Raw genomic sequence first — 17,262 nt, forward strand, 5'->3', positions numbered from 1 at the left:
ATATGAAAATTGGTTTTAAAATATACTCTTTATTAGGATTTTTTGTTATTATCAGTTCTATTTTTTATGCAGTAAACATCACTTTAATTTCTCCTCAAAATGGTTCAAATAACGTTGATATCAGAAGTTCTTTCAGATGGCAAGTAAGCCAAGGAGGGGATTTTAGATATAACGTTTATATATCTGAAGATGAAAATATAGATCAAAATGATCTAAAGATTCAAGATATTTTTTCAACTTTTTACACCGGTGATGTGCTTAAACCCAACACTACTTACTACTGGAAAGTCGAAGCTGTAGATACTCAAGGGAATATATATTCCAGCCCAGTTGCAAAATTTACAACAAGAAGCCTACGACCTGGAGATGCATATATTATTTTTTTTGAAAACTATAAAAAAATAATACCTGTTGCGTTGAATTATGTAGGTGTTACTGAGAATAGTTTAATTCTCTTTAATGAAGATAAAACCGTTAATAAAACGATTAATTTAGAAGAAAATATTGTAAATACAATTTCTGATAATAAAAATATATTTGTTGCAACTGAAAGAACTACATATATTTACGATAAACATCTAAACAAGATAGAACTTCAGATTAATGACAAGATAAAAGACTTTGCTGGAGAGAATGTTGTTTATAGTGAAAACTCAATTTATGTTTTGAGTGATGATTATAAGATAATTAAGCAAATTGAATTTCAGAACATTGTAAAAGCATTGGTAAATAATGGAAAATTATACGTATTAACAAAAAATTCTCTATTAGAAGTAGATAACAACTTTAATGTATCAAATAGCTTTAAAATCAACCAGTCACCTCAAGATTTTATTTTTATAGAGAATGAATCAGAACATATAATAGTTATTTTAACTAATGAAAACATGGTTGCACTCAACTTAGATTTTCAAAAAGTTGCAGAAGAAAAATTCCCATTATTAACTCGAAATTATCAAAGAAAGTTATACGGATACTACGATAAAATAGTGCTTCTTTCTAACAAAAAAAGTTTAAATTTCTATGGAACCGACCTTAGTTTAATAAAATCATTAACTTTTGACGAAAACTTTGAATTTTTTGTCCCCATAAATGAAAAAAGATTTGTTTTATTAGGAGACAGCATAAGGGCTTTTGAAATGGATGGGAACTTGATTTGGAGTTATGCTACCTTAAATAAATTAGAGATTATATCTGAACCCTTAGTATATGATAAAGGATTAATAGTAGGAATAAAAGATTTTATAACAAGATACTTAGTGCTTTACGATAATTTTGATCAGAAACACTATTATTATAAACAATCAGAAGAAAAACTGTTTTATGAACTTGAAACTGTTGAAGAACCTCATGCTGAAATAACAGCCCCTTCAACACCTTCAACACCAGTAACCGTAACTTTTGAATTTCAAGACGAAATATTTATAGAAGAGCCGATAACACCACCACAACAAGATACTACATTATCAGAAATTCCTCTAATTGTTGAAGAAGAACCATTTCCACCTTATGAACCAGAAGAACCAGAAGAACCAGAATTTATCAAAATCTTTGAAAAGCCATATAATGAATATATTTATGGTGCAAAGTTTGATGGAGAATACTTTTATCTTTATGGTTATGAAGATATTCACGGGTGGGATGCAAAAATATGGAAAGTAGATAAATTTGGTAACATAATATTAGAAAAGTCTTTGCAAGGGCAAGACACCGATTTCTTTAGAGATGCAATAATCACAAACGATGCAAGTTCACTTCAGACAAATATTATTGCTGTAGGAGATACATTATCATACGGATTAAACGGGAACGCATATATCGTTTCTTTAACAGATGATGGTTCGATAAATTACCAAATAAACTATGGAGATATAGGCAGGGATAACGGAATAAAGATCTTGCAAATAGATGAAGAAAGTTTTGCAATTGCCGGGAACATATTCATAAATAAAAAATTATCAGATATATTTGTATCAAAATATCTAATTGACGGTACAAGGATCTGGACATACAATTTTGGCGGAAACGATGTTGAGATTGCTATAGACATAAAAAATACTCAAGATCAAGGGTTCATCGTTGTTGGTGCCACAAGGTCTTTTGGAGCAGGTGGCTTTGACGTTTATATATTGAAACTTGATTATTATGGAAACATGAAATGGCAATATGTTCATGGTGATAGTTACGATAACATTCCCGTTGGTTCTATACAGAAAGGTAAAGTACACTATATTGTTTATGAGACCTCTTCTAACCCAAGAAAATTAGGTGTTTTGGAAGTAGATGAATTAAATGGATTTAAATCTTCTTTTGAATATACTGTTAATGAAGCGGGAAAACTACTCGGAGTTTCACAAATTGAAGATAAATATTTTGCTTATGGATACAAAGTAGAAAATAACAAAAAAATAGGTGTTATATATGAAATTAATTTGAAAGATCAGTCATTTAATGAAGTCAACACTTACAAATTTGACAGTAATTTTGAAATAATGGGATTAATAAAACCAGATAATCAAGATTATTTTTATATTTTTGGAAACATAGAGAACAATAAACGTCAAAACATTTGCTTTATTAAAGTTCATGAAGATAATTTTTTTAACAGAGAAAATGTTGATCAATAATTTCTACACTTTAAAAATGAGAATTTTTTAAAAATACTCTTTTGAATTTAAAAGAGGGTTCAGGGCGGAGCACCTCACCACATCGTTTACGGTTTCAACTGCAAAAGTATCTTTGAATTTAAAAGTGGGTCCAGGGCGGAGCCCTTCCCCTCTCTCGGTACAAGTACCGAAAAAGTTAGAAAAATTAAATGTGAACTTTAAAAATGTAGCATTTCTAAAAATACTCTTTTTAATTTAAAAGCGGGTCCAGGAAGGAGTAATTATATGCAATTATGCTCTACCTTTGATAAATGCGGCGGTTGTAGCAAACTAAACATACCTTACAACGATCAACTAAAAATAAAAGAAAAATATATTTTTGAATTATTCAATCAATTTCAAATTGCACCTAAAAATTATTATCCAATAATCCCTTCTCCAATTGTATATGGATATAGAAACAAGATGGAATATTCTTTTGGCAACGAATACAAAGATGGTCCCATTGTCTTAGGTTTAAGAGGTAAAAAGAAAAAGTTTGATGTGTATCCCGCTATAGATTGCAAATTAGCTGATGAAGATTTTAATAAGATAGTCTATGAGACTAACGAATACTTTAGAAAAAAACAAGTCCCTTATAGAAATTATAAAAACCACAGTGGTTTCTTAAGAAATTTAAGCGTTAGAAAAGGCTTTAATACAAAAGAGATACTTCTAAATTTAGTAACTTCAACTGATGAACAGTATAATAAAGAAGTAGAAGAATGGAAAGAAAACATATTAAAACTGAAGTTAGAAGGAAAGATAGTCTCAATAATTCAAAGCAAAACAGAATCAAAAGCAAACGTCGTTAAAGCAGATGAAATGAAGATTTTATATGGTAAAGACTATTTTTATGAAAAAATATTTGACCTTACCTTCAAAGTTGGACCTTTCTCTTTTTTTCAAACAAACACAAAAGGAGCAGAAGTTTTATACAAAACTGCTTTATCTTATGCCTATGAATCAGATATAGCTTATGATCTTTATTGTGGAACCGGAACTATCTCCATACTATTAGCACAAAAGACAAAAAAAGTATATGCAATAGAAATAGTGAAAGAGGCAGTAGAGGCAGCCAAAGAAAACGCCAAATTAAATAAGGTTAACAACGTAGAATTTATAAATAAAGATGTGAAAGACTTTGTAAAAAGCCAAGAGTATGAAAAACCTGATTACATAGTGGTTGATCCCCCTCGAGCCGGCCTTCATCCTAACCTTATCAAATTCATAAAAGATCAAAAATTCGATAAAATCATATATATTTCATGCAATCCAAAAACATTGGCTTCTAACTTAAAAGAATTATCCGAAATCTATGAAGTATCAGCTTTTCATTTAGTAGATATGTTTCCACATACCGATCATGTTGAAAGTGTAGTTTTAATGACAAGGAATTCGTTCTCAGCTTTTTAAATGTTTTAAATAGCAAAACTTTTCCTCTTACTTCACTTAAAAATTCTATTAAAGTTTCCCAAAATAACTCCGATAATATTATGAAAATCTCTGGCCAGAGAAAAAATTTGCCCAAGGAAGGGCAAAAAAACAACACACACGGAGGTGTATGAATTATGAGGATAAACCATAACATCAGTGCTTTAAATGCATGGAGATCTTTGGACCAAGTAAACACATCTATGGGTAAAACACTTGAAAAACTATCTTCAGGATTAAGGATCAACAGAGCAGGAGACGACGCAGCAGGGCTTGCCATCTCTGAAAAAATGAGAGGGCAAATTAAAGGTCTTGACATGGCAGTTAAGAACGCACAAGACGCAATATCCTTAATACAAACTGCAGAAGGAGCGTTAACAGAAACACACTCCATACTTCAAAGAATGAGAGAATTAGCAGTACAAGCAGCATCAGATACAAACACAAACGTAGATAGAAACCAAATCCAAGCAGAAATTGATCAACTAAGAGAAGAAATAGACAGAATAGCAAGAACCACAGAATTCAACACCATGAAACTACTTGACGGAAAGATAGAAAGCTTCAGACCAGAAGCAGACATTAAAGTAGTTACAGGTGGAAACTTTGATTTACAAGCATCATTAAAAGGAGCAACTGCAGCCGGTTCTATAACAGTTGGTTCGGGAGTAACTCTTGCAAATATTGAAGAAATTGCAATTGAAGACGATGAAGAACAAACAATCACCTTGAATCTAAATGGAGTAGAATTAGGAAGTATCAGTGTGAAGCTCATAAGTGCAGGTGACACTGGTGCTGGAACTATAGTTTTTAGAATGGGAACAGAAAATGTTGAAGAATATGAGATTGTGAATATAGGTGAAGGTTCTTCCAACGCAATAAGATCAGTAACTATAGGTGATTTGAAATTTGATTTTGAACTTTCTGATTCAAGCACTGCAGCGGGAGTACAACTTCAAATCAATTCTATTAATGTTTCTCTTGCTAAAGATAAAATAGTTGAATACAACTTTGATTACGATTTCCAAGATGCAAAAGAAGGTTCTTTTGTTGTAGAAGTGGGTCAATTTGAAGGAGAAGGAACAAGTCCCTTAGATGTAAGAATTAATTACTTTGATGAAACTGGTCTTGCTGAAACAGTAGTTGTAGATTTTTCACAAGGAAATGCAGTCATTGGTGTTTCAACAATCGTTGCTCCAGGTGCTTCTGTGGCAAGTGGGTCATTGTCTGTAGATAATGGTTTTCTTATTAATCTAGAAGCACAAGTCTCAGGCCGCGGAAGTGCAACTGAAGGTCTTGTTTTCAGTTGGGATACTTCTGTCTATGATATCAGTTCCTTCAATGGTGCCTTGCCACTGGAAGAAGTGATTGACAGCGGTGTAGTCAGAGCGGAAGAGAAGTGGTTGGAAGATACCTCGCTTGTCTTCCAAATTGGTGCTAACGAAGGACATAACATGGTTGCAGGTCTTGACGATATGAGAGCAGCTGCCTTGGGACTTACTAATGACTCACTTAAAGTTACAAATCAAAACAGTGCGGAAAGAACTATCATGGTTATAGATGCTGCAATACATAAAGTAAGTAGTGCTCGAGCAAAGATAGGAGCTGTTCAAAACAGATTAGAACATACTATATCCAACCTTGGAGTTGCATCAGAGAACCTAACAGCGGCCGAAAGCAGAATCAGAGACGCAGACATGGCAAAAGAAATAATGGCGTTCACAAAGCAACAGATATTAATGCAATCAGCGAATGCTATGTTGGCACAAGCGAACACAATACCTCAAAACGTATTGCAGTTGTTAAGATAAAATAAAATTAGTTAAGAATTAGATTCTCCATATAGCCCAAGGAAGGGCAAAAAAACAACACACACGGAGGTGTATAAATTATGAGGATAAACCATAACATCAGTGCTTTAAATGCATGGAGATCTTTGGACCAAGTAAACACATCTATGGGTAAAACACTTGAAAAACTATCTTCAGGATTAAGGATCAACAGAGCAGGAGACGACGCAGCAGGACTTGCCATCTCTGAAAAAATGAGAGGGCAAATTAAAGGTCTTGACATGGCAGTTAAGAACGCACAAGACGCAATATCCTTAATACAAACTGCAGAAGGAGCGTTAACAGAAACACACTCGATACTTCAAAGAATGAGAGAATTAGCAGTACAAGCAGCATCAGATACAAATACAAACGTAGATAGAAACCAAATCCAAGCGGAACTTGATCAACTAAGAGAAGAAATAGACAGAATAGCAAGAACCACAGAATTCAACACGATGAAACTACTTGACGGAAAGATAGAAAGCTTCAGACCAGAAGCAGACATTAAAGTAGTTACTGGCGGAAATTTTGATTTACAAGCTTCAACAGATTTACAAGGATTAGAACTTGCAAATATAGGTGGTTTAACGATAAATAATGGACAAAGTACGACCGTAAACGTTATGAATTTAGGAAATATCAGTGTGAAGCTCATAAGTGGAGCTACCGGTGGTGCTGGAACTATAGCTTTTAGAATGGGAACAGCAACTGTTGGACAATTCACTGTTAACGGAATAACTTCTGGCTCTACAGGGGTAGCTAAATCAGTAACTATAGGTGATTTGAAATTTGATTTTGAACTTTCTGATTCAAGCACTGCAGCGGGAGTACAACTTCAAATCAATTCTATTAATGTTTCTCTTGCAGCTTCAAAAACCGTCAGCGATGTTCAAGAAGGTTCTTATGTAGTAGAAGTAGGACAATTTAAAGATGAGGGAACTAGTCCATTAGATGTAAGAGTAAATTATTTTAACGAAGAAGGTTTGGAAGCATCACCGGTAGTAGATTTCTCTAGTGGAAAAGCTTTTGTCGTTGGTACTATCAGTGGAACAATAGCAACGACATCAAGTGGCTTTAGCGTTACAATTGATCAAAATGCTTCAAAAGCTTTAGCTTTCACCTGGGATACTTCTGTCTATGATATCAGCTCCTTCAAAGGTGCCTTGCCACTGGAAGAAGTGATTGATAGCGGTGTAGTTAGGGCTGAAGAAAGATGGTATGAAGATACCTCGCTCATCTTCCAGATAGGTGCTAACGAAGGACATAACATGGTTGCAGGATTAGACGATATGAGGGCAGCTGCTTTAGGACTTACTAATGACTCACTTAAAGTTACAAATCAAAACAGTGCGGAAAGAACTATCATGGTTATAGATGCTGCAATACATAAAGTAAGTAGTGCTCGAGCAAAGATAGGAGCTGTTCAAAACAGATTAGAACATACTATATCCAACCTTGGAGTTGCATCAGAGAACCTAACAGCAGCCGAAAGCAGAATCAGAGACGCAGACATGGCAAAAGAAATAATGGCATTCACAAAACAACAGATACTAATGCAATCAGCGAATGCTATGTTGGCACAAGCAAACACAATACCTCAAAACGTATTGCAGTTGTTAAGATAATAAATCTAATAGAAAAGAGGGCCCAAAAGGCCCTCTTTTTTTAGGATTTTTATGCATATTTCTAGTATAATTAATAAAGAATATTTTATCTTCAATTTTATTAGTGACTTTAAAAATGAGAACTTTTGAAAAATAATCTTTTGAATTTATAACGGGTCCAGGGCGGAGCCCTCTCCCTCTCTCGGTATCAGTACCGAAGAGCTAAAGAAATAAACAATTTGTCAAAATTAGATAAAGATTTTAAAATGAGAACCTTTTAAAAATAATCTTTTGATTTTAAAAGCGGGTTCAGGGTGGAGCCTCTCCCCCTCTCTCGGTATAAGTACCGAAGAGCTAAAGAAATAAACAATTTGTCAAAATTAGATAAAGACTTTAAAAAGAGAATTTTTTAAAAGTAAGATTTTGATTTTATAACGGGTCCAGGGCGGAGCCCTCTCCCAGTGAGTAACTATTAAGCCTTTTAGAGGAGGAAATTAAAAATGGTTTCAAACAATGAAGGCCTTCTTTCTGTAGCAATGATAGTAAAAGATGAAGAAGCTAATATAAGACGAGCTTTAGAATCAATCATTGACGTAGTAGACGAAATAATTGTTGTAGATACAGGTTCAACTGATAGAACTCCTGAGATAGTAAAAGAATACACAGACAAACTATACTTTCATGAATGGCAAAATGATTTTTCTGAAGCAAGAAACTATTCCCTACAATTTCCAACTTGTGAATGGGTATTAAGATTAGATGCTGATGAAGAAGCATCAGAATCTTTTAGAAAAAATATACGTGACTTTTTAAAAAGCCTTGATAAATCGGTAAATACAGTATACCTTCCAATTATTAGTTATCTTGATCCTGATCTAAAACACACTGAAGTCGCATCTATACCTGTAATTTTTAGAAGAGGTACCGTTTATTTTAAAAACATTGTTCACAACCAATCTATCTACAAACCAAAAGTAGTACATGCTAATTTCCCTATTTTGCACTATGGATACATTTGGACAAGATCGTTAAGAAAGAAAAAATATGAAAGAACTGGAAATCTTATTAGAGAACATTTACAAACAGCAAAAGACCCTTTAGAAAGAATATATTACTTAGTTCAGTTGTATAAAACAGAATCTATCGGAGGATATACCTATAAAAAGAATCAAGTAGCTTGGGAAACCTTAGAAGAAATAAAAAAAGTAGGGCAGATTCCTGCGATAGGTCTTGAGTTTTTGTATCTATTTGGTTTAGATTGTGTGCTTGGTGGTCTCAATGAAATGGCAAAAGAATTATTTGAAAAATGTATTCAAGCTGCCCCTCAATATCCAGACCCATATTTTGGCATGATTGTTCTGTTAGAAAGAGAAAAAAATTGGGATGAACTACTAACCTGGGGTAAAAAGTTTTTTGATGTGCTTGAAGATGCTATGAAAAATGTAGAAAAGTTTGATTGGACAATTATGTCTTTCAAACAAATCCCTCTTGCAAATATGTTAATGGCAAGAGCCGCTTTAAATGAAAAGGATTTGAGCGAATTCAATAAATATCTTACTGGAGCATTTTCAGAAGAAAGTCCTTCTTTTGATAAGAAGAATATATACATATTATTGCATGAAGTAAATCAGAACATAAAAACAAAAGAAGAGTTTGAAGAGATATTACCGAGCATAAAAGTTATGGTTGAAAGCCTACATAAACAAGGGACTGTTATTTATTACGATTTATTGATTGAAAAGATAGCTGAATTGCAAGTTGAAACAGAAGAAGACATTTTAGAAAAATTGACTTATAGGAATCCAATATCTAAATATGTAATAAACAAATTGAAAACAAAAGAAGATCAACTTTTAGATTTTTTAACAAAAGAAAATTATACAGAGTTTGTTGAAAAAAGTGGAATACCAGGACTTTTACTATTTTATTCAATACTTAAAAACACGAAAGATATCGTCGGCATTTTAAAGATATTATCTTCTTTAAGAAAAGTGGAAAACGAAAAAGTTCAAGGAGTTTTATACGCCTTATTAGGTGATTGCTACCTAAAGATAAAACGATTTAAAGAAGCTCTTGAGATGTATAAAAAGTCTTTAGAGGCTGTTCCTGAATTATCGATGTTCATTAAACCTATAGTAGAAGATTTAAATACCAAGTTAGATCCATTGATGGATGGTGTATATGAAGAGATGTATGCACATTTTTCTTCTGGTAAAGAGTTTATATTCAACATTATGGAATATATAGGTCAAGAAAATGTACAAAAGTTGTATCTCATTTCTGATACACCATTTGCCTTGTACACATCAGGCGTTTCATATATTCAAAAAGATTCAGATAAGGCGAAAGAACTGTTAAGTAAAATAGAAAATACACAAGAATTCCCTTTTTATTACTACAGATTAGCAAAAATCTATGAAAAGGAAGATATGAAAAAAGCTTTTGAACTTCACAAAAAAGCTGTAGAAGAAAATAATAAATTAGCAGATTTTGCTCTTGGGAGATACACATATTCTGGCCTTTATCCAAACGCTCGATATAATTTCATGAAAAACGATGATAAAATAATTTGGGTTGGAAATATATCAGAAAAATTCTCTACGCTTGGAATTATACATCCAATAAGAAGCTGGAAAAAAGGTAATAATTTTATGTATGCAATTCCTTATCCTGCTGATGAGGCATTAAAAATCTACGAAGAAAGAGAAAAAGAAACGTATAAGACAAAACCTTTCGAAGTTAAAAAAGAATACATTTTAAAAGGTTTAATTGACTCAGAATTCAATGAGTTAAAGGTAGTTGGGTTTGAAGAAGAAAAATACAAAAGTATATTTGATGATTTAGAAATAACAGTAAACCAAGATTCAAAAAATCTTTTAATTATAGGCGAGTTTGAAAAAAATTACGACATGTCAAGCCTTTTAAAAAATGCAGAAAAAGTCCTGGCTTTTGTATATGTTCCTGATTTAAACGATAGAGAAAATATAATATGGTTTGGACCTAATTTTAGAGTTCTTAGAACTACAAAACAACTCGAAGAACTATTCAAAAAAGAAGGATTTAAAATAACAAAACTAGAAGCATTAAACGATAATTTAAGAAGTATTTTAGCTCAAAAATCATAGGGACGTAGAAAAATTTTACGTCCCTATTTTGGTTATTATTATATATAAACTTTAATAATACTTATTTTTAGGTTTATAAGTTAACTATTTTTATAACAAATGACTAAAAAATTTTTCCATTTCTTTAGATTGAATTTTAAAATCTTTGTATTTAACGGGATTTTTCAATTTGTTATAAAGCTTTTGTTGCGAATTTAATGTTCTTAAATTTAATTCTTTGAGCTTAGGTTCATAATTTAAATTTTTGTTTTCGAGGATAGATAAACATTCGGTCAATAATTCATCGGGGTCAAATTCAGGATATTCAATGCAATATTTTCCATCATTCATCATTTTACAGAAAATTTCAACTTTAGAATTATATGAAATTCCAATAAATTTTGTATTTACTAATGAGGAAAATATTAATGAGTGCAAACTCATTCCTACAAAAAATTGGCATTTCTTGAGGCTTTTCAGTAATTCAAGAAAGTTATAGTTTTGTTCAAATATATATATTGAATCTTTATTTTCAATATAGGTAGTAATTAATTCATAGAATTTATCGTCATATCCAAGATATGTAGAATAAAAAATTGCCTGTATTCCCATACGTTTATATAGATTATCAATAACAAAAGCTATTTTTTTAGCTATTTCTTTATCTTTAGTAGGATTTCTATAAACTAGTTCTTGGATTGGTCTAAGTTCTATTCCAAACAAGTGTTCTTTTTGAACATTAGGGAAACTTACCTTTTCATAGAGTAAAAAAACATTATCTGCTCCCAGATTTATCTCATTATCTACCCCTATTTCTTTCAAAAATTCAAAAGATTCAATATCTCTAACTGAAATAAAATCTGCATAATCGAAAATATCTTTTATCAGTTGTTTATTTTGTTGAAGATGAACCTCATTACAACCTATATTTAAGAAAAACACAGGTTTTTTTATTTGTAACATAGTAATTGCTGCCAAGTATATTCGGTACCATAAGGCATTTGGCCTTGGATCACCATAGTCATAAAATATTCCTCCTCCTCCAAATATTAACCCTTGTGAATTTTTTATGGCTTCAAATGCTTCCTTTGGTTGAAGGTAATTAAAGTACTTATAATTACCATAAAGCTGAGAGCTAATCTCTTTATTAAAAGTTCCTACGTACTTCACTTTTTCTCCGATGATACTTTCTTTTAAAATACTATAGCCAATTAGTTCATCTCCTAAATTTCCAGAACCATAACTTCCAATTAAACTATAGTAAGAATCACTGTCACTATTTCTCTGTGCAGGTATTTTATTTAATAGATTCTCAATCAAATCAATCTGCTTTTCCAATGAATAATTATCTTCTATAAATCTTCTATAGCCTTCTGAATCATAGGTTTGCTCTATTATTTTTTCTACAGCTTCATCGATTGTGTTGTATATTAACTTGTTGGGCCATAAAGTCTTTGCTCCATCAAAATTGTGGATTATAGGTTTTATGCCTCTCGCCATGGCTTCTGCTATATTATAGCCAAAGCTTTCATGAATACTTGTTGATAGTATATAATCTTTATCTTCTAAAAATTCTTCTACATTGTCTATCCATCCATGTAATATAAGATTATCTTCTATTTTCATTTCTTTTTTAATGTAATTAAAATATACAAAATAGCGAGGATCTTGAAAATCTCCTCCAACATGTAATTTATATCTGTTATCTACCTCTTTAAGTTTACTAATAATATGAATCCACATTGTTGGATCTTTCTTGTAATTGATATGAGCCAAAATGGCTAGATTGTATCCTGGTTTACGCGGAGAAAATTTGAATTTATCTAGATCAACACCATTTGGTATAATAACCTCTTTAGTGGGATCTATATTTAGATTTGGATGAAGTTCATGCAATATTCTTTTGATATGATCCCCAACGAAAATTAGTTTATCTATATTAGCCCAATTAATTTTCTCTGGAAACTGAGTGAATATCTCGTAACTATGCAACCTACATACAACTTTCTTATTTTGTATTTCAGGTACATTGTTTGTTGCGAAGATTGCTAAGTCATTTGCCCATTCTAACCAAACAATATCAGCCCATTTTATAGCTTCTGCTATTTGATTTCCATCTTTTGTGACTACTAGTTTGACATCGTATGCAAGTGAGAAGGTTTCTACTATATCTTTTAGGAAGTTATCTAATCCAGGTAAGCATAGGAAAGCAATCTTAGTATCTTGTTTTATATTGTTTCTCATGTCTAAGAATTTTTTCTTCATTTCTTCAGGACTATCGGTTAATTCTGCTGCTTTTTTGTAGAATCGTAGTGCGGATAATTTGCTCCTGGTTTTGAATTCTATATCTCCTAACATATCATATGTTGCCCAATCTTTTTTATGTATCCTCATTAAGTATCTCCATGCTTCTTTCTCTTGGTTCATTTCTTTTAGTAGGTATCCATAATTGAATAACAGGTCTGAATCTACTGCATCTATTTTTAATCCTTTTTCAAACTCTTCTTTTGCTTTTTCTAATTCTTTTTTCTGATAATATATGAGTCCACTTACGTTGTATCGTTTTGGATCATTTTCTGGGGTTTTGTCTATCAATTCTTGAGCTTTGTTTAGTTCTCCTTTTTCTATCAGTTTAAAGATTTCTTCAAACATTTTTTCAAGCTCCTTTTTTAAGTAATAGTTATCGTTGACCTAAAAAGAGGGGGAGGGCTACGCCCCGAACCCTTTTAAATTCAAAAAAAATATTTTTCGGTTAAAACCGCGAACAATGTAGTGGAGGGATGTGCCCTGGACCCGTTTAAATCCAAAATCTTGTTTTTGAAAATTATAAAAGATAAGTTTTATCGTTGACCCAAAAAGAGAAGGAGGGCTACGCCCTGGACCCACTTTTAAAATCAAAAGATTATTTTTCGGTTAAAACCGCGAACGATGTGGTGATGGGCTACGCCCTGAACCCGTTAAATTCAAAATCTTGTTTTTTAAAATTACAACACAAAAGATAAGTTTTCTCTTTGACCCAAAAAGAGGGGGAAGGCTGCGCCCTGAACCCTTTTAAATTCAAAATCTTGTTATGAAAATTATTTATTTCTAAAGTGTTTATAAATAATCGTTAATTAATGTTGATTGCCTACATTTATTTGTTAGTATGATATATCTGAAGGAGCTAAAGCATTTTATTTAACTGGAAATAAGCTTTTTTAAGATTTTATAAAAATAACTCTCCAATTAGATTCTTGCCACTTTTTCTAATAATATATCGACTTAAATCTTAGAAAATTTAGTATAGGATTTATAGTAGTATTTGAAGTTTTAGGAATTGATTTTGACGTTTAATTAAAAAAGAGCAAAGTTTCTTTTTTATTTGATTTACTTCTATTTTCAAGTGAGATTTTCAAAAGTTGAATCAAGTCATGAATTTACTTTAACATATAATCCTCATTATATTCTTCTTCTATTCGTAGTGCTTCTCCTAAAATGAACAAAAGAAAAAATACACATTCAAATAAAAAGTAGGAATATCCTGTTAAATCAAGAGAAAACTAAAATAGCAATTAGAAAGAACAAACAAAGCATATAATTAGTACAAAAAACTTTTTGGTTTGAGAAGCCTAAGGAGGCTTAACTGATGTACAAGAAATTTGACAAGAAGAAAGACCGAAGCAAAAAAGATAAACCAAAAGATAATCCTAAGAAAGAGTAGTCTCAAAGAACAGGCTGGGTTAATTGTGCGCAATTAATAAGTAATAGAAAAAGGCGAACTGGCAATTACGTAGAGAATATCTCTAACTCTGAATTTAGATAGGAGGTTTTGAGAACTCAACTTCCATTCTTTTTGCTTATTATTCTTTGCTTTTTTTCATTTTGAATTCGTTCATGAATTTTTTAGTATCGTATGCAAAGTTACCTGCAACTCTTTCTCCATCATTAATATCGTTTATTAAAACTGCACCTAAACTAACAAAAGCATTGTTTCCAACTTTAATTTTATTAGAAAGTGTCACATTTGGGCCTATCCACACATTCTCTCCTATGATTGTATTTCCAGAAATAACTGCTCCCGCACCTATTTCTGTGTTTTTGCCTATTTTAACTGCATGAGCTATTTGTACAATATTATCTATTTTAACGTTCTCTTCTATAATAGTATCGTACCCTCTAAACAGCCCTTTACATACACAGCAATTGTTTAAAATTTCAACATTATCTTTCAAAATACAATATCCTGTATGTGGAACGATTTTACTATGCCCATAAATTTTCGCAACCTCATAACCATCGCTACCCAAAACACAATTGTTTCCAATATGTACGTTATTTTCTAAAATAGTACCTTCCCTAATTACTACGTTATCTGCTATAACACAATTATCTCCAATAATTACACCAGAACTTGCAATCGTTGCTTTGGGAGAAATAGTAGCTGAATCAGAAATTTTGTTGTCAAAATAATTTAACCTACCTTCTGAATAGATTGTATAATATATCTCATAAAACGTGTTTTTAGGTTCTTTTGATACAACTATTCCTATGTCTTTACCTAAAAAAAATGGCAACAATTCTTCATTACATACAATGCAAGAAATATTTTGATCTATATCAGGTAAGTACTTTTCAGAATGTATGAAAGAGATAGAATTTTCTAAATAAATTCTTCCTAATTTACCAAAATTCTCAAAGTATCCATCTTTTTTTATTTCAATACCTTCTATTTCTGATAAATACATATTTATTCCTCCATAAATAAGTATTTAAACGCGCTGGGAAGGAAGAGGGCTTTGCCCTGAACCCATTATAAATTCAAAAACATTAAATAAACAATTGCAACTTTTCGGCACTTGTAGTTAGAAAAGGGAAGAAGACACCGCCATGAACCCATTATAAATTCGAAATTCCATTTTTAGAAAATCTTTCTTTCTAAAGCACCTTTCAAAAGCTTATTATCCTAACACTTCTTTCATTTTTTTGTCTACTAGATCTGTTGCATCAATCATTGGGAGATATATAGGCTGAATAAATCCAAAATTTGCACTTATCGCTGCAACTTTTGCTCTTGTTATCTGAATAAGATTAAGAATACCAGAATGTATAACTAATTTCTTAAACTCAGTATCATCTAATTTCGGATTCCCAATAAATGAGCCTTCAAGCTCAATATTCATTTTTAGATATATCTTTTTCCCTTCCTTAAACCTCACGTCATATTTTAAAAGAAGTGTTGCCCTATAGGGTTTATCATTTGTTTTTTCCAAAAAATTATGTTGAACTTCTAATTTTGGTTTTGGAGTAAGCTTTTTACCAATTATTTCATCATCAATCTGATATTCAAATTTTTTTATTCTATCCCACTCTAACTGCAAATTGCTGATTTTCACTTTCTTCACGTCCTTTGAATTCAGAAATAAAAGAATTTTTATCATAAATTATGTTTAAATCAATTAATGGCGTAATTTCTTTTTTACTATTAGTAGTATTATTGAAAAGCTTTTCTACTTTCAATTGTTTCCTTTCCTTAATTACAAAACTATTATCTTCAACTTGTTGTTCTCTAAAGCGATTCTTAGCGATAAAATAATACTTTTCAAATTCATTTAAATCATAAAACAGAGGTTTTTGTCCAGGATTTAAAGGTTCAATATTATTACTTTTTAGAATTCTTTGTACCTGCCTTTTTGATAAACCTGTCATGATCGCTAAGTCATCTTGTGTAAAATATAATTTCTCATTCTCTTCTTTTTCGTCAATCTCATCACTATACAACAAATCTTCTTCCAAATCTCTTAACAAACCAACAAATTCAATATATTCTTCTGATTTTACCTTTGAGAATTCATTAATTAAAAAATTATATAATCTTTTTTTGTTTGTAGCTGATAACTCAGAAAAAATGCTTATTAACTCACCAATACTGATCATATTATAATACTCCTCCTCCGATGTAAACATTAAAGTTATTCCTTATATTGAAATATTAAATAGCTTTGTTATTAATATATTTTAAGATGCTTTTCTGGTTTCTAAAATAATCCGTTAGTTCTTTATAAAAATTTTCCCTTGAACCTACATGAATGAACATTATATTCGTCTTTTCAGAATCCAAGATCGGCTTATCAACATAATACGCAATTCTATATGCAACATTATTGTAGTTAATTTTGAATGTTCTAACTCCACGCAGATCTCCCGTTTTTAAGTCTCCAACTGAATAATCCATTTTAATCTCACGTATTGCAAAAAAGATTTTCAATAATAAGTTTCTATCTTTTAATTTCTTTACATCATTTTTGAATAATTTTAAACTATTCGAAGATGCTTCTTTGTTGATTAATGAAATTAGCTCTTTAATACTTTTTGAACTAAAATCTTCCACTATCGACACCCCTATTATAACAATCATATATTAAATTTAAGTTAACATTATATAATATGTCGTAAAATGTCATAATGTTGATTTTTCAAATCAATTTTGGAAAAAACTCTTATTACATCCACTAAGACCCTTTAAATATTTGAAATTTACCCAACTTTGTATAAATTATAATAAATTTTTCTATAATTTTATTATTTCTTTAACTTACCGCCTGAGAATGATATAATTATCACGTTACTACCAAAACATCCTATCAAACAATATGAAGGTGAAGTC

At 31.2% G+C, this 17,262-nt stretch carries 10 protein-coding genes; 5 read left to right on the forward strand and 5 right to left on the reverse strand.

All coding sequences use genetic code 11. The annotated features are described in order from the left end of the window. Positions 1-2 precede the first annotated feature (2 nt). The 5 genes from X924_RS05525 to X924_RS05545 all read left to right on the forward strand — a co-directional run bounded on the left by X924_RS05525 (position 3) and on the right by X924_RS05545 (position 10,640). Positions 3-2,627 carry an Ig-like domain-containing protein gene (locus X924_RS05525; RefSeq protein WP_121957947.1) on the forward strand — a complete coding sequence of 875 codons (2,625 nt, stop codon included), beginning with the start codon at positions 3-5 and terminating at the stop codon, positions 2,625-2,627. A 264-nt stretch (positions 2,628-2,891) separates the two neighbouring features. Then, positions 2,892-4,061, forward strand: coding sequence for a 23S rRNA (uracil(1939)-C(5))-methyltransferase RlmD (rlmD, locus tag X924_RS05530; protein ID WP_121957948.1), 1,170 nt, complete (start codon positions 2,892-2,894; stop codon positions 4,059-4,061). Positions 4,062-4,216: 155 nt separating this feature from the next. Beyond that, positions 4,217-5,890 carry a flagellin gene (locus X924_RS10420; RefSeq protein ID WP_121957949.1) on the forward strand — a complete coding sequence of 558 codons (1,674 nt, stop codon included), beginning with the start codon at positions 4,217-4,219 and terminating at the stop codon, positions 5,888-5,890. A gap of 80 nt (positions 5,891-5,970) precedes the next feature. Next, on the forward strand, positions 5,971-7,536 hold the full coding sequence (locus X924_RS10425; RefSeq protein WP_121957950.1) for a flagellin: 1,566 nt from the start codon (positions 5,971-5,973) through the stop codon (positions 7,534-7,536). Positions 7,537-8,015: 479 nt separating this feature from the next. Beyond that, on the forward strand, positions 8,016-10,640 hold the full coding sequence (locus X924_RS05545; protein WP_121957951.1) for a glycosyltransferase: 2,625 nt from the start codon (positions 8,016-8,018) through the stop codon (positions 10,638-10,640). Between the two features lie 90 nt (positions 10,641-10,730). Here X924_RS05545 and X924_RS05550 read toward each other — a convergent pair whose 3' ends face one another. The 5 genes from X924_RS05550 to X924_RS05570 all read right to left on the reverse strand — a co-directional run bounded on the left by X924_RS05550 (position 10,731) and on the right by X924_RS05570 (position 16,986). Then, positions 10,731-13,271, reverse strand: coding sequence for a polysaccharide pyruvyl transferase family protein (locus X924_RS05550; protein ID WP_121957952.1), 2,541 nt, complete (start codon positions 13,269-13,271; stop codon positions 10,731-10,733). A 1,187-nt stretch (positions 13,272-14,458) separates the two neighbouring features. Next, positions 14,459-15,343 carry a UDP-3-O-(3-hydroxymyristoyl)glucosamine N-acyltransferase gene (locus X924_RS05555; RefSeq protein ID WP_121957953.1) on the reverse strand — a complete coding sequence of 295 codons (885 nt, stop codon included), beginning with the start codon at positions 15,341-15,343 and terminating at the stop codon, positions 14,459-14,461. A gap of 213 nt (positions 15,344-15,556) precedes the next feature. Then, positions 15,557-15,991, reverse strand: a complete 435-nt coding sequence (locus X924_RS05560; RefSeq protein WP_121957954.1) for a hypothetical protein — start codon at positions 15,989-15,991, stop codon at positions 15,557-15,559. Next, positions 15,957-16,532 (reverse strand): hypothetical protein, encoded by a 576-nt coding sequence (locus X924_RS05565; protein WP_121957955.1) that lies wholly within the window; start codon positions 16,530-16,532, stop codon positions 15,957-15,959. The genes X924_RS05560 and X924_RS05565 overlap by 35 nt, the downstream gene beginning before the upstream one ends. Before the next feature lie 55 nt (positions 16,533-16,587). Then, positions 16,588-16,986, reverse strand: coding sequence for a type II toxin-antitoxin system RelE/ParE family toxin (locus X924_RS05570; RefSeq protein WP_158245327.1), 399 nt, complete (start codon positions 16,984-16,986; stop codon positions 16,588-16,590). Positions 16,987-17,262: the final 276 nt, after the last annotated feature.

This window comes from Petrotoga sp. 9PWA.NaAc.5.4, assembly GCF_002895485.1.
Taxonomy (GTDB): domain Bacteria; phylum Thermotogota; class Thermotogae; order Petrotogales; family Petrotogaceae; genus AZRK01.